We start from the raw sequence: 18,180 nt of genomic DNA, 5'->3' as shown, positions 1-18,180 counted from the left end.
CCTTGCCGGAAGGTTTTTCTGCCTTCCGACAGGTGGCATGCCCCTTTCGTCTCCGTGGCTACGGCCTTTGTTCTCGGGGCGGGATCGCCATAATGGGTAGGGAATCACGCTCCTATTCCTTTCACGAAAGAACATCTCATTGGGCGGAAAACTGAATCGCGTAACTGGGGCGCTCATTCTCTCCACGGCACTGGCTCTTACCGTGTACTCGTCTCAGAGGCAGGATCTGCGAGGGGCGATCGGCGATTACTACCATTCCTCGGAGTCCGTGCAGAAGGAACTCGGCCACCCGCTCAAACCTCAAGAATGCGATCAGGCGGAGGGCGGATGCTTCCAAGAATTCGCCCATGGCCGCATCTATTGGTCTCCCACCGCCGGCGCGGCCCATGTCCGGGAAGGACAGATCTCTGAGTTCTACAACCAGCACGGGGCCCATGCGGGCCAGTATGGCTACCCCCGTGGACCGGAGCGCTGCTCACACCGTGGGACCTGCATCCAGAGCTTCGACCACGCCGAGATCGCGTGGTCTTCTTCCCATGGCGTTCAGGTCCTGACCTCGGATGCCATTCGCGGTTTCTACGACGGCGAGCACGGCGCGGAAGGACGGCTTGGGATTCCGGTCTCTGCGGAAGAACCGGCCGGCGAATCCGGGATAACGCAGACCTTTTGGAACCAGGCGGACGACAAGCGTTACTCGGTCGCGTGGAGCAGCGCGACCGGGGCGCACGCCGTCGAAACCACGGGGGCGATCGGCAAGAAGTGGACGGAGTTGGGAGCCGCTGGCGGCTCTTTGGGGCTCCCTGTCTCGGAGGTGTTCAACAACCTGCCCTACGGGGGTAGATACCAGGAATTCCAAGGCGGTCGGACGTATTCCTCCCCGGCAACCGGCACGTGGACCGTTACCTCGGGCACCATCCAGCGAGCCTGGGACGAGGATGGAGGGGCAGGAGGACGGTGGGGTTATCCCACCTCGGACGAGCACTCGACCCCGTTTGGGATCCAGCAGAATTTCCAGGGTGGTATCGCCCGGAAGTACGAGAACGACTCCGTTACTTTCCGGACCTATGAGCAAGTCCAGCCCGACGGGATCAGCAAGACCATGGACGCCGATGCCTCCGCCCTCGGGCTCGGGCGCGCGCTCGGGGCTGCGGCCAAGAGCGCTCTGGACACCTATTCGAAGCAGTACGAGGGTGCGGTCATGGTGTATTCGGACCGTTACGGGGGCGTCGCTCTGTCCAAACGGGTCTTCGACGTCTGGTCCGCCAATCCGAACCCGCACGGTTTGCCGCAGAGTCATTCCGGGGACGGAGATACTCGCCGAACAGCATTCCAACACGACGCACTGGCCTTCGACGTCGACCATGACCTGGTGCGCCGAGTGGACAGAACCCTGGGAACCGGTGACGCACTGGTATTCGGCGATTCCCAGGTCGCTCCGGACAACAGCTGGATCCGGCAAGGCATTTCCAGGGCCGGGTTCACGGTCGAGGCGAGCCAAACCGCGTACCCGAGCATTGGTTTCACTCGAAAACAACCGTCGGGGAGCTATTCCGGCGGCGTCCTGGACAATTATTGGACTCTTCCCCTCGGGGACCCGGAGGTCATTTACCTCCAAGGCTCCGGGAACGACGTCTACGTGCGAGACAACGAGCGCGTCAGACGTGACGCCACTCGGACAATACGCAAGTTGAAGGAGCTGTATCCCCGGTCGACGGTCGTCCTCAGCGGCGTCGTGACCGAGGACATTCCGGAGCACAGGAGCAGGGACGAACTCTCCCGCGTCTACGAACAAGTCGCCGAGTCCGAGAAGATCCGATTCCTCCCCCTGAAGCGGTGGACCACCATCTACCAGGGTGCTCCGTTGCTCTCGGCAGACCATATCCATTTCACGGACGCCGGTCATGATCACATGGCCGATCCCTTCACGGAACAATTCCGGAAGGCGATCCGTTAGATGCATGAGCTCATTGGCTCCGTCCGCCCCACCGCGAAAGATCGGCGCCGTGCGAACAGCGGTGGCATTCACCCTGTTTGCACGGAATGATGGGGTCGAATCGTAGATGGAGGAAAACATGTCGGACCTGACCGAGGTCGAGGTCTTCATCCCGGCTGGAGGCCCCGAGGACACCGAACGCGAAGAGTTCCTCGACGCCGCGGCCGAACTCGCGGAACAGGGGTACCCCATCACGGTGTACGTCCGCGGCGAAGACGAATGGGCCTTCGAAGAATGCGAACACGTGGCGGACATGCTTGAGGCTTCCGGGGACATGGTCTTGCCCATCACCCTTCTGGGACCACAGATCGTGGCCTCCTGGATGTATCCCACGTCCGAGCAGATGCGCAGGTTCGCGAAGGCGCAGGAGCCCAAGCGCAAGGACCCGCGTTTCAGTGCCGCCGCGGCCGCATGCGGTCCAGGCGGCCGTCAGGTTCCCGGCAGCGGACAGCCCTCGGAGAAGCCCGCCCCAGCGGGTTTTGCTGCGGTTTTGGCCGGGGTTCCCGAAACCCCTCGGGGCGGCCCCGATATGGGCGCCCGACGCAACCTCATGGGCGGTGACATCGGCGAGGGGGTACAACCATCATCGACCACGGCGGATTCCACCGGTGATGAGCAGGCCTCAGGCGGTTGTTGCGGCGGATCCTGCGGGTGCGGCGGCCACTGACCTGTCGGTGTCGAACAAGTACTGCCCCTGATCCGACAAGGTGAGCCAAGTAGTGTGGGACAAAACATCGACTTGAAGGAGTGACCATGAGGTTCTTCCCGAGCAGGAACAATCGTCGTCCGGAATGGCAGCTCTCGCTGTCTCCCGAAGAGAAGAAGAAACGTCAGGCCCAGACGCGCGAACACAAGCGAGGCGGAACAGTGCGGCAGGGCAGCCGGAATCGGGCGGGTCGGGCTGCTCCCGGTTCGGCCGTCGCCGCAGGCCGGAGCCGAGGGACCAACCACCCAACTGATACCCACCGGCACGATGATTCTGATAACCGCCCGGCACGGAAAGCGGGTGGGTTCCTCCGCGATTCGACTATCGCTTTCGTTTGGGGTTTCGCGGATGCGACGGTGTGGTGTGTTTCCCCAGAAGTGTGGACATCCAATGTGGCCCTCAAGAATCCGGCCCGAGGCGGCGCCATCACATGGGGCGCCCTTGCCGGTTCTCTCGCGGGAGGGGTCTGCACGTACAGAATCGCTCAAGAGGCCGGAAAACGCGAGAATGCTCAGCGGTTGCTCCGCATCCCCGGTGTTTCCGCAGAGACTCTTCACCACGCGAATGCCGAAGTCAAAAAATACGGCGCTCGGGCATTGGCTTCGGGCGCGGTCGAAGATCTACCGTACAAGGTTCACGCCAGCGCTTTGGGCATCCAGCAAGCCCCGATGGGCGAGTTCCTGTTCTGGTCCGCCGCGAGCCGCATGACGCGGATTGGGATCGTCACCAACGGCGTCGCCGTGCTCGGGAGCATCTCGCATTCGATCGCTCCGAGGTTGACCAAAGCTGTCGGTCCCCTGGCCCTCAATGCAGGCTGGGCGGCGTACTACGCGTGGCGCTTGTCCAAAGGAACCGAAACGAAGAGTCGCTCATAGGCCGAACGGTTCCAGAAAAGTCATGACGCGGCGATTGCGTACCGCTTGATCGCACAATGCGGTGCGCAATCACCACGCCGCCGAAGCAAGCGCGGATCTGCCCTTTCGGGCTAGGCAGCGCGCCGCCGCTTGAGTCCTCGACTCACCACGGGCCAGAACAGGACCAGAATGATGACCGCGATCAGGCTGGTCCACACCTGAGTCCGGCCGTCGGCCGTGGTCAGCATGACGATCAGGACGAAGGCGACGCCGGCGAAGAGCACGTAATTCAACACGGGATGCAGCCACACCTTAAGCTTCAGGCCGTCCCGTTCTTCCTGGGTCATTTTCCGACGCAGATTAAGTTGTGTCAGGGCGATGAACACGTAGACGAACAGCGCCACAAGGCCAGCGGAATTCATGATGAAGTCGAAGACGCCCGATTCGGGTGCTGCGAAATTCACGATGGTGGCCACCACCCCGCCCACTGTTGAAGCGAGAAGGGCCATGTACGGAACGCCATGACGGGAACGCGCTGTAATCGCTCTCGGGGCGAATCCTTGGTCCGCGAGGGCCGCAAACATTCGCGATGCGGAATACAGGCCCGAGTTCAGTACGGAGAGCACTGCCGTGAAGATGATCAGCTGCATCACCAGGGCCGCGCCCGGAACACCGAACTTGGCGAACGCGATCGTGAACGGCGCCTGCGTCACGTCGGTCGGAACAGGAAGCTCGTTCCACGGGATCACTGTGGTGATTACCAGCACCGCACCGACAAAGAACAGCAGGATGCGCCAAATCACGGTTGAGGTTGCTTGGCGGATGCCCTTGGCCGGGTCCTCGGACTCGGCCGCCGCCATCACAGCGATCTCGGTGCCGAAGTAGGAGAAAATCACCAGGGCTACGCCGGTCAGAGCCGCTCCGTACCCATGGGGTGCGAAACCGCCGTGCTCCCACAGATTGCCGACGGAGAACTCGGCGTGCGGCCACAGCCCGAAGGCGAACAGCACTCCGACGCCGAGGAACACCACTATCGCGATGACTTTGATGCTCGCGAGCCAGAATTCGACCTCACCGAAGGTTCGCACTGAGATCAGGTTGGTTCCCACGAACAACGCCAGCAGGAAGAACGAGGCCGCCCAGGCAGGTACGGCAGGGAACCAACCATGAAGGGTTTCGCCGCCGAGCACTGACTCGTAGGCGAGAACCCCCACCCAGAAGTACCAGTACAACCAGCCGACCAGGTACGCCGCCCAATCGCCCAGCCCCTCTCGGGCATATTCCATGAACGAACCGATTGCAGGACGGGCGGCGGCCATTTCCCCGAGCATCCTCATCGCCAAGAACACCAGGAGCCCGCCGATGAGGTAGGACAGTACGGAAGCGGGCCCGACGGCCCGGATCACGTTTCCTGACCCCACGAACAAGCTCGCGCCAATGATCCCTCCGAGGGTGATCATGGTGACGTGCCGAGAACGCAGTTTGCGCGGAGAGGGTGCGGCGTCGGGCCCGTTCGAACCGCGGGATGTCTTGCCGTGATGGACCGTCGAGCCCATGGAGGTCTGAGGCGAAACCCGGTCGTCGTAGGGTGAATGACTCATGGTTTGGTTGGCTTTCTTCGAGTGATCATCAAGCGGTGCTCGGCCCATTTCACTATGGACCGAGCACCGAGCTCGCACGTGACGGTTCGGGACTAGACCGAACGAATACCTTCGACCAGGATCCCCAGCGCCTCGTCGAGAAGCTCGTCGCTGATGGAAAGCGACGGGAGCAGACGAACGATGTTGCCGTAGGTTCCGCAGGTCAGGATGGCGACGCCGCGCTCCAGACAGTATGCGGCGACATCCTTCGCGGCGGAGGGGTGGGGCTTCTTCGAACCCGAGTCCGCCACGAACTCGATGGCCATCATGGCACCGCGACCGCGTACCTCGCCCACGACGTCGAGCTCATCGACCAACGGTTCGAGCGCGGAGCGGATCGCCTTCTCAATGGCCACGGCCCGTTCGTTGAGGTTCCACTCCTCCATGGTTTCGATCGAGGCCAGAGCCGCGGCACAAGCGACCGGATTGCCGCCGTAGGTGCCGCCCAAACCGCCGGGACCGACGGCGTCGAGCAGGTCTGCACGACCGGTCACGGCAGAGAGCGGCATACCGCCGGCGATGCCTTTGGCCAGGGTGATCAGGTCGGGCTGAACCCCCTCGTGATCCACGGCGAACCACTTGCCGGTACGGCAGAAGCCTGCCTGAACCTCGTCGGCGATGAAGACAACGCCGTTTTCGCGAGCCCACTCGGACAAACGCGGCAGGAATCCTTCGGCAGGAACAATGAACCCGCCTTCACCCTGAATCGGTTCGATTAGGATCGCGGCCACATCCTGGCCGCCGATCTGCTTCTCGATCTGTGAGATGGCGCGTTCTGCGGCTTCCTTGCCGTCGATCTCGGCAGGCTCGCGATAGGGGTAGCTCATCGGCACGCGGTACACCTCGGAGGCAAAAGGACCGAATCCGCGCTTGTACGGCGCCGCCTTGGCGGTCAGCGCCATCGTGAGGTTGGTCCGGCCGTGATACGCGTGGTCGAATACGACGACGGCGTTACGGCCGGTCGCAGCGCGAGCCACCTTGACCGCATTTTCAACGGCCTCGGCACCCGAGTTGAACAGCACGGAGCGCTTCTCGAAATCGCCCGGGGTTACTTCGGCGAGTTTCTCGGCAACGGCCACGTATCCCTCGTAAGGAGTAACCATGAAGCAGGTGTGAGTGAAGTGCTCGGCCGCGTCCTGTACGGCTTTCACAACCTTGGGAGCCGAGGCACCCACGGAAGTCACCGCGATTCCCGACCCGAGGTCAACAATCGAATTGCCGTCGACGTCGACGATCACGCCCCCGTCCGCATCCGCGGCGTACACCGGGACGGAAGAGGCCACGCCGCCCGGGACGACCTTGGAGCGACGCTCGGCAAGTTCTTTGGACTTGGGTCCGGGGAATTCACCCGTGAGGCGAATTTCCTGCGGGAGCCGGTAACTGATTTCAGTCATAAGTGGATGATCCTTTTGACGAGGGGGAATGATTAAGCGCTGATGTCATGCATGACGTGCTTGACACGGGTGTACTCTTCGACCGCGTACAAGGACAAATCCTTGCCGTGACCGGAATCCTTGAAACCGCCGTGCGGCATTTCTGCGGCGAGAACTACGTGGGTATTGACCCACACGCAACCGAAATCCAAGTCCCGGGAAACGCGCATCGCCGTGCCGTGATTGCTGGTCCATACCGAGGAGGCCAGAGCGTAATCGACGTCGTTGGCCAGCTCCAAGGCTTCCTCCTCGCTCGAGAAGGTCTGCACCGTCAGGACGGGAGCGAAAGTTTCCTCCTGGACGATCGGGTCGTCTTGGTGCACGCCCGAGATCACGGTCGGCTCGATGAAGAACCCCTTGTCGCCGAGCTGCCGACCACCGCACTCGACGGTTGCGTGGTCGGGCAGATTCTGCAATTTGCCCATCACCGTGTTGAAGTGATTGACGTTGTTCAAAGGACCGTAATAGTTTTGGGCGTCGTTCTCGGAGCCGGTCTTGGTGGCCTTGGCTGCCTTGACCAGGAGCTGAGTGAATTCCTCGGCCGCAGATTCTTCGACGAGAACCCGCGTGACGGCGGTGCAGTCCTGACCGGCGTTGAAGTATCCGAATTCGGTCAGCATCTGCGCGGTGCGCTCGAGGTCGGCGTCGGCAAACACGATGGCCGGTGCCTTGCCGCCCAACTCGAGGTGAGTCAGTTTCAAATCCTTGGCTGCGGACTCCGCGACGGAACGTCCCGCGCGGACGGACCCCGTGATGGCCACGAGTTGCGGGGTCTTGTGCGAGACCAGTTGGGCACCGACCTTGCCGTCGCCCAAGACGATGTTCACAACCCCTGCGGGGAAAATCTCCGAGATCAGCTCCGCGAGGACAAGTGTCGACTCAGGGGTGGTGTCCGAGGGCTTGAGCACGACGGTGTTGCCCGCGGCCAGGGCAGGTCCGAGTTTCCACACGGCCATGTCCAGCGGGTAATTCCACGGGGTCACCTGCGCGACGACGCCGATCGGTTCGCGCCGAATGTACGAGGTGTGGTCCTCGACGTACTCGCTGGCACCTTTGCCCTCGAGCGTACGGGCCGCTCCGGCGAAGAACCGGAACTGGTCCGCGCCACCGATGATTTCCTCGGACTTGATCGCATCACGGGGCTGGCCGGTGTTGCGATACTGGGCATCGGCAAGGCGGTCGGCGTTGGCCTCCATCGCATCGGCGAGGTCCAGGAGCATCTTCTGGCGATCGGACGGAGTGGTGCGCTTGAAGGTCTTGAACGCTTCCGAAGCGGCAGCGAAAGCTGCGTCGATTTCTTCCGCCGTGGAAATCGGCGATTCGGCGACCTTTTCGCCCGTGACCGGGCTGACGATATCGAGCACATCCGTCGAGGAAGACTCGACGAATTCTCCGTTGATGAAGTTCTTAAGACGGTTGACCATGTCGACTCCTTCTTATGGGGTGAGCTTTCTGGATCGGATCAGGCTCCGTCGCCGTCACTGACCGGCGTAAGGATCCTTGATGCCGATGTACTGGGTCGTCGTGTATTCGGCGATGCCTTCGGCCCCGCCTTCACGGCCCAGTCCGGACTGTTTGACACCGCCGAACGGCGCGGCAGCATTCGAGATGACTCCTGCGTTGAAGCCCATGAGCCCGTACTCGAGGTGATCCGAAACGCGGAACATGCGCGAAGGATCCTGCGTGTACACGTAAGACGCGAGGCCGTATTCGGTGTCGTTGGCCAGCTCATATGCCTCCTCTTCCGTGGAGAAGGTAATGATCGGGGCCACCGGTCCGAAGATTTCTTCCTGGATGACCCGGGCATCCCGTGGTACATCCACCAGGACCGTGGGTTCAAAGAAGTATCCCGCGCCCTCACCGGGTTTTCCACCGACCAGAATGCGGGCCCCGCGCTGGGTCGCATCTTCCACGAGTGCCGTCACGGATTCCTGGGCCTTCTTCTCGACGAGGGGGCCACAAGTGATTCCGTCTTCCAGACCGTTTCCGACCTTGAGGGCACTGATTTTCTCGGCGAATTTCTTTCCGAATTCCTCGGCCACGGACTCATGGACGATGAACCGGTTCGCCGCGGTGCAGGCCTCCCCGATATTGCGCATCTTCGCGCCCATCGCGCCCTGGACGGCATCGTCGATGTCGGCGTCTTCGAAGACGATGAACGGGGCATTCCCCCCGAGTTCCATGGACGTGCGCAGAACATTGTCCGCGGCTTTGACCATCAGCTGCTTGCCGACCGGGGTGGACCCGGTGAAAGATACCTTGCGCAAACGCGGATCTTCCATGATCGGATTGGAGATCGCCGACGCCGAGGCTCCGGAAACCACGTTGAGGACACCAGCGGGAAGGCCCGCGTCGACCATGGTTTTGGCGAAATATTGGCTCGTCAAAGGGGTTAGCCGGGCAGGCTTGAGCACCATGGTGCAGCCCGCGGCCACGGCCGGGGCAACCTTGCGCGTGCCCATCGCCAAGGGGAAATTCCACGGCGTAATGAGCAAGCAGGGTCCAACCGGCTTGCGCACGGTCAGCATCCGAAGGTTTCCTTCCGGAGTTGGCGCATACCGACCGTAATCGCGCACGGCCTCCTCGGAGAACCACCGAAGGAATTCGCCGCCGTACGCGACCTCACCGCGTGCCTCGGCCAATGGCTTGCCCATTTCCAGGGTCATGAGAGTCGCGAACTCCTCCTTGCGCTCCTGAACCAGGTCAAAAGCACGACGGAGAATATTCGAGCGCTCACGTGCGGGAGTCGCGGCCCATTCGGCTTGGACCGCGCACGCCGCGTCCATTGCGGCACGGGCATCATCGCTCGTACCGGACGCGAGGGTCGCGATCGTCTCGCCGGTTGCGGGGTTATCGACCTCGTATGTGGACCCGTCAGAGGCATCGCGCCACTGGCCACCAATCAATAATCCTGTGGGAACTTGGGCCAATAGCTGATCAATATCGATGGCCATGGAATCACACCTCTTTCACGTGTCCTACGGCACGAAGTCTACCGTAGTTAACCAATACTCAATTTTTGTTTCATGCCCTTCAGTTCCCGCCATTCCGGGGCTGTTGGGGATTCACCGCTTTGAGCTGACCGGTCCAGGGCTGGGCCTCGGAGCCGTATCGTCCGGGGTGATAGTCCCTCGGCACCACGACGATGGGAATAGGCAGCTTCGACAGGATCTTCGACGTAGTGGTGGAGAGAAAAAGCTCTCCCCTTTGGGCTAGCTTGGAGGATCCGGCCATGAGGACCGCGCCCTGCTCCCAATCGAGAGATTCGACGGCTTCCGATATTCCTCGACCGTGCCCAACGACGACCCGTAACTTTTCAGGCTCATCCGGCCTGACGCTGGAGTCGGCAACCAGCCCCTCAACGGCTTCCTGCACCCGGCCTTCGTCGTCTTCCGCAGAACCGTCCACCATGCACACCAATCGCACAGGGATTCCGGTCCGATTGAGCGTCGCAATGGCTTCCTCGACCAAACCGATCGAGTCGTACTTGGGGCTCACCGCACAGTCGATCGCGGTGATCGACGCGGAATTCTCGTAATTACGAGGAGCAATAATGACCGGCAATGCGGCACGGTGCAGCAGCGCATTGTCGACGGAGCCAATGCCGTGCCACAGCCAAGAGCTCTTCGACGAGCTCCCGACGACTATGGCACCTGCATTGACAACCTCGGCCATTTCCATCAGACCGGTCGCGGCATTCACTGAACGGCGAATGTGGTACCTGGCGACAACGTCGTCCGGAACCATTTCCGCGGCCTCCTGGAGCCACTCTTTGGCTTGATTCTTCACGAGGTCGGCGTAATTGCCGGGACCGCGCAGTGCCCCGGCATACGCATCCTCGGCTTTCAGGACCAGAACCACGTCAAGTTCGGCACCCATCGAGCGCCCCAGTGCCACGCCCAGGTTCAGCGCTTCCCTACCGCGGCGGTTTGCGGAATAACCAACGATGTATCTCATAGTGAGTCCACAATATCCGCAGCTGTCTTCAGACCCATACGAATTGCTCCGTCCACGTGCTGATACCCCTCGGCGGCAATATCCGAGCAGGACCAGTGGATCGGCCCCACGGGCTCACTCTGATCCTTGCCGTACCGGTGGAGACCACCCAGGTCATAGCTCGCCGCGTAGGCTCCGCGGGTCCATTCCTCGGCGCCCCAGTCGGACTCGTAGTAGACCACGGGGTTCTTGGCCTCTTCACCCAGCAATTCGGCCATCGCGGTCAGGATGGCTTCCTTGCGCTCTTCCGCCGAGATCTCGAACATGCGATCAGCATTCTCGTCGGAGACGAAGCCAACGAGCGTTCCGCGGGATTCTTCCTCGCCGGTTTCGGGGTCGTAGTTGGTGTTGTCGTAGATCTCCTGGACCAATGAGTCCGCGGCGAACGCCGTACCGGACAGACCCTTTTCCCGCCAGAAAGGCGTGTCGTACACCGCGTGAACCTTGATGACCAGGCCCAGGGACTGATGCTGGTGCAGCTGATGTTGGCGTCGGGGCAAAGCCGGCACGTAGGAGATGCGGCTGTAAAGGTTCGGCGGAACCGCAACAATGGCCCGCTTCGCCCGCACGAGGATGCCCGAGCCACTGGCCCGGCCGTCTTCCGAGAACTCTTCCGCCTCAACCAGAACCGGGTACTCGGGGTCCTCTTCCTGCCACCGGAGGACGCGCACGGGATGACCCGTTATGACGTCGTCGCCCAACCGCTCGGCAAGGGCAAGAGAAACGGACTGCATTCCGCCGAGGACCCGCTTGTCGAGAATGAAGTCCTCGTCCACGAGGTGCGAGAAGGACCCGGCAGAGGCAGCCATGAGGACAGCCTGAAGCGCTGAGAAAGCGTGAGACGGCTTGGTCAGCATGCCGCCCGCGATGAACAGGCCAATGTTGTTGCAGGCTTCTTCGTCCGAGGACTGCTCGCGCAGCCAGTGATGGAAGGAGATCGTATCCAATTCACGCGCCTTGGGGTGAGCCCACGGCTCGGTCGGCCCGATCTCCGCGGCCAGGCCGTCCAGAATCTCGATCAGACGCTCCATCTCGCGCTCGGTTTCCGCGGAGACCGGGAACATCTCTCCCGCGTACCGGGTCACGGTGCCCTTCGGCGAACGGTAGATGTTCTCTCCCTCGCGGTACCGAGAAAAGGTCTTGAGCCCTAGATCGTCGACCAACTCGGTGAGCACGGTCTGATCAGGGGAAATCCACTGGCCGCCGATCTCGAGGAACGCGCCGTCGATGACCTGCGACCACGTGCGCCCTCCCACGCGCTCGCGGGCCTCGAGCACCGTAACGCTTTTGCCCGCCTTGCGCAGTTCAGTTGCGGCGGCCAAGCCGGAAGGGCCGGCACCGATCACGACAACGTCGGACTCGCGGACGGACCACTCGGATTGCTGAGGATTATGAGGGTTGGCACTCATGTTCAGACCTTTCGTGAGGTGGGGAGGAAATAAACGAATGTGTTTCGTTTATGGTAGCGACGAAGATGAAATTTGTGAAATGTGCCGCACATCAGGTGCCTGCCGGGCGTTGCAGCGACGCGCGGGTAAGGTCGTCTGCGTGATGGAAAAAGCCACGAGAAGGCCGGGCCGGCCTGCCCAGACGATCCTGACCTCGAAGAACATCGTGCACGCCGCGCGGGAACTTCTGGAGTCCCACGGGGAGAGTTTCACGATGACCATGCTGGCCAAGCGGCTCGGAGTCGCCGTGTCGTCGCTGTACAACCATGTGGCCTCCCGCGACGAGGTCTTCGCCAAGATCTCGGACGATGTGGTGCGCGGAATCGACATCGCCGATCTGGTAAAACTCAGCCGTCGCTCGGACAGTACTGGAAATCGGGCCGAGGCAGCCTCGGAGTGGCGCTCGGCCACGGAGGCCTGGGCACGGTCCTATTTCGAAGCGTTCGCGGCTCAGCCATACGTCGTCGCGACGCTCGCCCTGACCCCGGTGGCCGAGGCGCCCCAGACGCTGGCGATGTACGAAGCCGTCGCACAGGCGTTCCTCAAGTCCGGCTGGCCCGAGGCCGAAATATTGAGGGTCATCGAAACCCTCGAATCTTTCCTCCTCGGCACGGCCCTGGACGCCGCGGCTCCCGCCGACATCTTCAACCCGGGAAAGCTCAGCCCGGATTTCGCGCTCATGGCCCGCTTGCAGAAGGACAGAGAGCATCTCAGCGGCCCAATGGCCGCCGAGCAAGCACTCGACCTCGGGCTTCCGAGCCTCCTGGACGGCTTGGAGCAACGCCTGCGAACTCATCTCGCAGCAGCCTGAGTCAAAGTGGCGCAAGGGCAAATGCCCATTACGCACGGTCCACCGCCCCGGGCGCGACTTCGATCTCACCGCGGAAGAAGGACGGAATCAGACGCGAGAGCGCGAACATGACGACGAGGCCCAACACGATCATGCCGGCGCCCAAGTAGAAGACCAGACCGATCCCGAAGAGCGACGAGCCGGAACCGTACGACGGGTCGAAAGAATCGATCGTCGTTCGCACGAAGAAAATCAACAGAAGGATCCCGCCTAACAATGGCCCCAGAAGCTGGGTACAGAAAGTCCGCAGGGACCGCAGGGAAGACCGGCGGAAGTACCACACACACGCGAGCGCCGTCAGTCCGTAGTAGAAGCACACCATCAGGCCCAGAGCCGAAATCGTATCCCAGAGGACGTCTTCGGAGACGAAACGCATGATCGCGTAGAAAACCGCCGCGACAACGGTCGATGTCACGGTTGCGGTGCTGGGTGTCTGGAATTTCGGATGGATCCGGGACAGCCCCTTGGGAAGCGCCCCATAGAAACTCATGGACAACATAGTGCGGGCCGGGGAAACCATGGTCGACTGCAGCGAAGCGATGGAGGACATGAGCACCGCGATCGACATGAGAATGCCGAGCGGCCCCAGAACGGGGGTTGCCAGGGCGGCGAAGACATTCTCCTGGATGTTCCCGTTGGTCAATCCCAAATCGCCGTTCCCAACGCCCGAATATGCGAGGGTTGCGCAGGCGACCAGCAGGTACAGTACGACGACGATAGCTATGACGAGCAGGGCCGCCCTGCCCGGCGTCTTGTCCGACCCCTCGGTCTCCTCATTGAGTGTGAGGACGGTGTCCCAACCCCAATAGATGAAAACCGATAGAGAGACACCCGCGGAGAATGCCGAGAACGAGTCCACGCCGAATGGGTTGAACCATTCGATGCTGGGCATATGCCCGTCAAATGCGGTTCCGTTGGCGACGTGAACGATAGCGACGACCGAGAATCCGATCAGGATCAACAGCTGAAAACTCACGAGAAAAATTTGGAAGCGCTTGGTCTCCTCGACTCCCCTGTAAGAGATCAAACAGGCACCGGCCATGAAAACCAGGCACGTCACCACGTTGAGTGGGACGTTGCGTGTCAGGTCGGCGATCGCATCGTTGCGGAAAATCTGCGACAACAGCAGATAGAAGAAATCAACGCCGATCCCCGCGAGATTGGACAGCACCAGCACGGTCGAGGCCAAGAGCCCCCAGCCACCCATCCACCCGACCCACGGGCCGAAAGCTTTGGTAGCCCAAGTGAATGTGGTTCCGGAGTCGGGCATTGCGGAGTTGAGCTCCCGGTATCCGAGAGCCACGAGGAGCATCGGGATGAAGCCGAGCAAGAAGATCGCCGGCAAGTGAAAACCCACGACCGAGACGGTGGGCCCCAGCGCACCGGAGAGCGTGTAGGCGGGAGCGATCGTGGAGACGCCGATGACGGTCGCGCCAACCAGGCCAATGCTGGCGGCACTCAGACCTTTCGCCTGTTTTTTCTTGCCGTCCCCGACGATGGTGACGGCGGAGTCCGAACGCTGGACGATCGGCGACGTGGACGTGTGGATGGTGACACCGGAACGGCCGGGGTCTTTTCTCCGCTGTGAGGACGAGGACATGAGTTCCTCCTGGTGAGTCATTGGATTCGAATGATGGATGGGAGCGCTTCCGCGCCAGGAAGCGGTTATCCCTGAAGTCGGGGCGTTCGGGGTGGCGCCGTCCGGCGAGGGCCGAGCGCATCGAAGGCAAGACCGATGCCTAGGAGATCGTTGTCCGAATACGCGCGCCCAGCGAATGTCAGACCAACGGGCATCCCGGTATCCGGCATGGTCCCCATAGGGACGGTGACGCTCGGAATGCCCAGGTGGCGCATGACCAGGTTCCCGTTGGCGACCCACACACCATTGCGCCAGCCCAGGTCCGCGGAATCTGGATCCACGTCCATATCAGCAGGGGCCACATCGGCCATGGCGGGGAACAGAACGGCGTCAAGGCCCCTCTCCTCCATCCAGTTCTCCAGGTCGACTCGGCGCGTTTCCTCGAGCCCCGCGACCCCCTGCGCCAATTCGGGGATATCCCGGAAGGAATCAATGGGGTTTTCGCGAATAAATGCGGGATATTCGGCGATGTCGTCGTCGAATCCGTCGTATCTGTCCGGCAGGGCACCCTCGGGCGCGGGAAAGATCGTCTCGCCATTGACGGCCGCGAGTTCGGAGATTCCTTCGTCCCCGTTGGCTCGGAGGAGGTCGTCCCAAGCCCACGCGGAAAGGTCCAGGATCTCCCGATCCAAGTACTCAGGTTTGACCAGTCCACGCGTCCGAATCGTGGGCGCTCCGGGGCGGTCGCCCTCGTACCGGCTCACCACGGGGAAGTCCACCTCGACGACGCGCGCCCCGGCTTCCTCCAGGTCTGCTTTTGCCTGCCGCCACAGTTCGACAACGCTCGCCCGTGTCTCGATCCGCCGGCCCGTCGAGCCCCCGATTCCCGGCGCTCGAGCGGTTCCTGCTTCGGGATCAGCATTGATGTACATCCGGGGAACGCCCAGGGTCAGGCCATTCAGGCGGTCTTTCGCCTCGGTCGTGTTCCGCGCGACCAAAGGGAGGTACGACTCCGGCCGCACGCTCGAGGATTTGGGGATGTCGACCCAGTCCTGGGACCGCCAGAAGTCGCCGCGGGAATCGGCATCGTCCGCGACGATGACGTCAAGAACCTCGACGAGATCCGCGGCGGTACGGGTATGCGGAACTACGACGTCCATCGTGGGCACAAGCGGCCAATTGCCCCTCACCGAGATGACTCCGCGAGAAGGGGTATAGGCGAAAAGAGCGTTGCACGAGGCTGGGGCCCGACCGCTCGACCAGGTCTCCTCCCCTAGCCCGAAGGCCGCGAAACTGGCCGCAGTAGCGGTCCCCGAGCCGTTGGAGGACCCCGAGCCGAAAGCCGAGGTCAGCCACCCGGCGTTGTACGGACTTTCGGCGCGACCGTAGACGCCGCGCTGCATTCCCCCATTTGCCATGGGCGGCATATTGGTCAGGCCGATGCAGATGGCCCCGGCAGCACGGAGCCGCTCGATCGTGAAGGCATCCTTCTGAGCGACCAAATCGACGAAGGCGGGGCTCCCGGCCGCGGCGGTCAGGCCCTTGACGAGATAGCTGTCCTTGGCCGTGTAGATGATTCCGTCGAGCGGTCCCAGGGTCTCTCCACGAGCACGGCGTCGGTCCGAAGCCTGGGCTTCCGCTCTGGCTTCCGGGTTCCGCACGACGACGGCGTTGAGACCGGGTCCCCCGGAGTCGTAGGCATCGATGCGGGCGAGATATTCGTCGAGAATCTGCTCGCACGTGGTTTGCCCCATCTCCATGGCCGCTCGTAGTTCGCGAATGCTGGCTTCTACGACGTCCACTCTTGTCACGGACGATCACCCGCCGCGGGCTGCTGCTGGGTGATGCAGTGGATTCCTCCGCCGCGGTCGAAGATCGGCCGCGCTTCGACGGAAACCACTTCTCTTCCGGGATAGGCCTCGGAGAGGATTTCACGTGCGCGCCCATCGGCGCGATCGTCCCCGAAGGAGCACGCAATGACGGCCCCATTGGCGACGTAATGGTTGATGTAGCTCCAGTCCACGGGCCCGAAATCGTCGCTGATCCGGCTCGGTGCGGGAACACTCACGATGTTCAGCGGGCGTCCTTCGGCGTCACTCTGGCCTTCGAGCGAGCGGCGGATTTCCTGCGAGACGGCGTGATCCGGATGCTCCGGATTTTCCTGAGAGTGCACGAGCACGGTGCCAGGGGACGCAAAGGCTGCAACGATATCCACGTGGCCGTTGGTTCCAAAATCGTCATAGTCCCTCGTCAGTCCGCGAGGAAGCCAGATGACTTTCCGTGCGCCAAGGGTCCGGGCGAGTTCGGACTCGACACGCTGCCGATCCGCGTAAGGATTTCGGCGAGGGTCGAGTTGGACGGTTTCGGTCGCGAGGACAGTTCCCTGTCCGTCAGTGTGAATTCCCCCGCCCTCATTGACCAGAACGGATGAGACGTGCTCGACGCCTGCAACTTCCGCTGCAAATCGGGCCAGACCAGCGGATTTCTCCCACTCAGCCCACTCATTGGCACCCCACCCGTTAAAAATCCAATCGACCGCGCCGAGGCGTTGCGGATCTTCGACGTCCCGGACAAAAGTCGGTCCGACGTCACGCATCCAGAACTCGTCCACCGGCGCCTCGACGATGTCGATGTTGGCCCCCAGCATCCGCCGAGCACGCTGAGTTTCGGAGGGATCAGCGACCATCGTCACGGGCTCGAATTCGGCGATCGTCCGAGCGACCGCGGCCCAGGCTTCGTAGCCTTCTTCCCGTTGGGTTTCCGAGGAACCGAGCGTTTCTCCACCGCAGGGAAAGGCCATCCAGGTCCGCTCGTGCGGATCCGTCTCGGCCGGCATGTTCCAGGCCATGAGTCCTTCTCTTTTCTCTTCGCGCTACGTCCCAACATGTATCGACGGCCGGCGAAGGCATCTTGTGAGTCCATTTAACGAACATGGTTCGTTTACGTTCTCAGCAAGAGTACATGTGATTTGGAATACTGTGAAGGCGATCATGTAGCGACGCCGTAAAAGACGAGCGCGCAAAAGCGAGGAGCCGAGATGGGACCTCCGGCCCGATGAGCGAGCGAGGCCTCGGGCGCTCAGGCGGAATCGACGTCAGACTTCAGGGCGCTCTGATCACGGCCGAACAGGGCCTTACCCAGTAGGCCGATCAGCTGCTGAACCTCTTCGGCACGCAACTCGCCCAGAGTCCGCTCCTGAGCACGAAGGACCTGCACCCGCGCAACCCTGCGCACTTCATCCCCCTCCGCGGTGGCCCGAATGCGTCGAATGCGCCGGTCTCGACCGTCGGGAATGCGCTCCACCAGTCCCTCGCTCTCCAAACGGTCAACCAAAGACACGATCTGACTGGGGTCCAGCGTGAGCATCTCCGCCAGCGCCTTCTGCGTTGGCGCTTCATCCTCCCCAGCGAGGCTGAGAACGCTGAACGATCTCGCATTCAGGCCGAAATCTTTCAGCTCGCGATTCGCATCGAGGGTGCCGACCGCCCCCAGCTTCTCGAGCAGAAATACTGCATCGCCCGCGATTTCGGTGGATTCCAGGGGCATCCCCCCTTCATCTCGGGCATCGCCGACCGTCCGCTGCACATCACATCGCTTGTTCATGAGGACATCATAGAACGAACCAATGATTGACTTTTTCAACTAATTGCGTTTAGGTGGCTGCAGATGTCACCCAAATCA

At 62.0% G+C, this 18,180-nt stretch carries 14 protein-coding genes; 4 read left to right on the top strand and 10 right to left on the bottom strand.

The window, feature by feature from the left end; translation table 11 throughout:
* Nucleotides 1-139 precede the first annotated feature (139 nt).
* From EWR20_RS08420 to EWR20_RS08410, 3 genes are all read left to right on the top strand, one after another.
* The gene (locus tag EWR20_RS08420; protein WP_129360234.1) at nt 140-1,954 is read left to right on the top strand and encodes a GDSL-type esterase/lipase family protein; all 1,815 of its coding nucleotides are present in this window, start codon (nt 140-142) and stop codon (nt 1,952-1,954) included.
* A 118-nt stretch (nt 1,955-2,072) separates the two neighbouring features.
* Nucleotides 2,073-2,660: an arsenic metallochaperone ArsD family protein gene (locus EWR20_RS08415; protein WP_238147672.1), complete on the top strand. Its 588-nt coding sequence runs from the start codon at nt 2,073-2,075 to the stop codon at nt 2,658-2,660.
* An 86-nt stretch (nt 2,661-2,746) separates the two neighbouring features.
* Nucleotides 2,747-3,574 carry a hypothetical protein gene (locus tag EWR20_RS08410; RefSeq protein ID WP_129360232.1) on the top strand — a complete coding sequence of 276 codons (828 nt, stop codon included), beginning with the start codon at nt 2,747-2,749 and terminating at the stop codon, nt 3,572-3,574.
* Nucleotides 3,575-3,684: 110 nt separating this feature from the next.
* Here the strand turns inward: EWR20_RS08410 and EWR20_RS08405 are convergent, their stop codons facing one another.
* The 6 genes from EWR20_RS08405 to EWR20_RS08380 all read right to left on the bottom strand — a co-directional run bounded on the left by EWR20_RS08405 (nt 3,685) and on the right by EWR20_RS08380 (nt 12,031).
* Entirely contained in the window at nt 3,685-5,154 is a 1,470-nt protein-coding gene (locus EWR20_RS08405) for an amino acid permease (protein WP_129360231.1), read from the bottom strand.
* Between the two features lie 92 nt (nt 5,155-5,246).
* Nucleotides 5,247-6,587 carry a 4-aminobutyrate--2-oxoglutarate transaminase gene (gene gabT / locus EWR20_RS08400; protein ID WP_129360230.1) on the bottom strand — a complete coding sequence of 447 codons (1,341 nt, stop codon included), beginning with the start codon at nt 6,585-6,587 and terminating at the stop codon, nt 5,247-5,249.
* 32 nt (nt 6,588-6,619) lie between these two features.
* Nucleotides 6,620-8,050, bottom strand: coding sequence for a gamma-aminobutyraldehyde dehydrogenase (locus EWR20_RS08395; RefSeq protein ID WP_129360229.1), 1,431 nt, complete (start codon nt 8,048-8,050; stop codon nt 6,620-6,622).
* A 54-nt stretch (nt 8,051-8,104) separates the two neighbouring features.
* Nucleotides 8,105-9,580, bottom strand: a complete 1,476-nt coding sequence (locus EWR20_RS08390; protein ID WP_129360228.1) for an NAD-dependent succinate-semialdehyde dehydrogenase — start codon at nt 9,578-9,580, stop codon at nt 8,105-8,107.
* A 79-nt stretch (nt 9,581-9,659) separates the two neighbouring features.
* The gene (locus EWR20_RS08385; RefSeq protein WP_129360227.1) at nt 9,660-10,583 is read right to left on the bottom strand and encodes a universal stress protein; all 924 of its coding nucleotides are present in this window, start codon (nt 10,581-10,583) and stop codon (nt 9,660-9,662) included.
* Nucleotides 10,580-12,031: a flavin monoamine oxidase family protein gene (locus tag EWR20_RS08380; protein ID WP_129360226.1), complete on the bottom strand. Its 1,452-nt coding sequence runs from the start codon at nt 12,029-12,031 to the stop codon at nt 10,580-10,582. The genes EWR20_RS08385 and EWR20_RS08380 overlap by 4 nt, the downstream gene beginning before the upstream one ends.
* Before the next feature lie 142 nt (nt 12,032-12,173).
* Here EWR20_RS08380 and EWR20_RS08375 point away from each other — a divergent pair, with 142 nt between their 5' ends.
* Nucleotides 12,174-12,881, top strand: a complete 708-nt coding sequence (locus EWR20_RS08375; RefSeq protein ID WP_238147691.1) for a TetR/AcrR family transcriptional regulator — start codon at nt 12,174-12,176, stop codon at nt 12,879-12,881.
* A gap of 28 nt (nt 12,882-12,909) precedes the next feature.
* On the opposite strand, the gene EWR20_RS08370 is transcribed toward EWR20_RS08375, so the two are convergent.
* The 4 genes from EWR20_RS08370 to EWR20_RS08355 all read right to left on the bottom strand — a co-directional run bounded on the left by EWR20_RS08370 (nt 12,910) and on the right by EWR20_RS08355 (nt 18,102).
* Nucleotides 12,910-14,541: an APC family permease gene (locus tag EWR20_RS08370; protein WP_238147671.1), complete on the bottom strand. Its 1,632-nt coding sequence runs from the start codon at nt 14,539-14,541 to the stop codon at nt 12,910-12,912.
* Nucleotides 14,542-14,585: 44 nt separating this feature from the next.
* The gene (locus EWR20_RS08365; protein ID WP_129360224.1) at nt 14,586-16,310 is read right to left on the bottom strand and encodes an amidase; all 1,725 of its coding nucleotides are present in this window, start codon (nt 16,308-16,310) and stop codon (nt 14,586-14,588) included.
* Nucleotides 16,307-17,347 carry an agmatine deiminase family protein gene (locus EWR20_RS08360; RefSeq protein ID WP_129360223.1) on the bottom strand — a complete coding sequence of 347 codons (1,041 nt, stop codon included), beginning with the start codon at nt 17,345-17,347 and terminating at the stop codon, nt 16,307-16,309. Before EWR20_RS08360 ends, EWR20_RS08365 begins: the two co-directional genes overlap by 4 nt.
* A 230-nt stretch (nt 17,348-17,577) precedes the next feature.
* Nucleotides 17,578-18,102 carry a MarR family winged helix-turn-helix transcriptional regulator gene (locus EWR20_RS08355; protein WP_238147670.1) on the bottom strand — a complete coding sequence of 175 codons (525 nt, stop codon included), beginning with the start codon at nt 18,100-18,102 and terminating at the stop codon, nt 17,578-17,580.
* Nucleotides 18,103-18,180 lie beyond the last annotated feature (78 nt).

This window comes from Rothia uropygioeca, assembly GCF_004136585.1.
GTDB lineage: Bacteria > Actinomycetota > Actinomycetes > Actinomycetales > Micrococcaceae > Rothia.
This window is presented reverse-complemented; position numbering and strand designations above follow the sequence as displayed.

What these genes read in the sequence shown, in the direction of transcription:
- EWR20_RS08415 (WP_238147672.1), top strand. Translation starts at nt 2,073, where the DNA reads ATGTCGGACCTGACCGAGGTCGAGGTCTTCATCCCGGCTGGAGGCCCC.
- EWR20_RS08410 (WP_129360232.1), top strand. Translation starts at nt 2,747, where the DNA reads ATGAGGTTCTTCCCGAGCAGGAACAATCGTCGTCCGGAATGGCAGCTC.
- EWR20_RS08405 (WP_129360231.1), bottom strand. Translation starts at nt 5,154, where the DNA reads ATGAGTCATTCACCCTACGACGACCGGGTTTCGCCTCAGACCTCCATG.
- gabT (WP_129360230.1), bottom strand. Translation starts at nt 6,587, where the DNA reads ATGACTGAAATCAGTTACCGGCTCCCGCAGGAAATTCGCCTCACGGGT.
- EWR20_RS08395 (WP_129360229.1), bottom strand. Translation starts at nt 8,050, where the DNA reads ATGGTCAACCGTCTTAAGAACTTCATCAACGGAGAATTCGTCGAGTCT.
- EWR20_RS08390 (WP_129360228.1), bottom strand. Translation starts at nt 9,580, where the DNA reads ATGGCCATCGATATTGATCAGCTATTGGCCCAAGTTCCCACAGGATTA.
- EWR20_RS08385 (WP_129360227.1), bottom strand. Translation starts at nt 10,583, where the DNA reads ATGAGATACATCGTTGGTTATTCCGCAAACCGCCGCGGTAGGGAAGCG.
- EWR20_RS08380 (WP_129360226.1), bottom strand. Translation starts at nt 12,031, where the DNA reads ATGAGTGCCAACCCTCATAATCCTCAGCAATCCGAGTGGTCCGTCCGC.
- EWR20_RS08375 (WP_238147691.1), top strand. Translation starts at nt 12,174, where the DNA reads ATGGAAAAAGCCACGAGAAGGCCGGGCCGGCCTGCCCAGACGATCCTG.
- EWR20_RS08370 (WP_238147671.1), bottom strand. Translation starts at nt 14,541, where the DNA reads ATGACTCACCAGGAGGAACTCATGTCCTCGTCCTCACAGCGGAGAAAA.
- EWR20_RS08360 (WP_129360223.1), bottom strand. Translation starts at nt 17,347, where the DNA reads ATGGCCTGGAACATGCCGGCCGAGACGGATCCGCACGAGCGGACCTGG.
- EWR20_RS08355 (WP_238147670.1), bottom strand. Translation starts at nt 18,102, where the DNA reads ATGAACAAGCGATGTGATGTGCAGCGGACGGTCGGCGATGCCCGAGAT.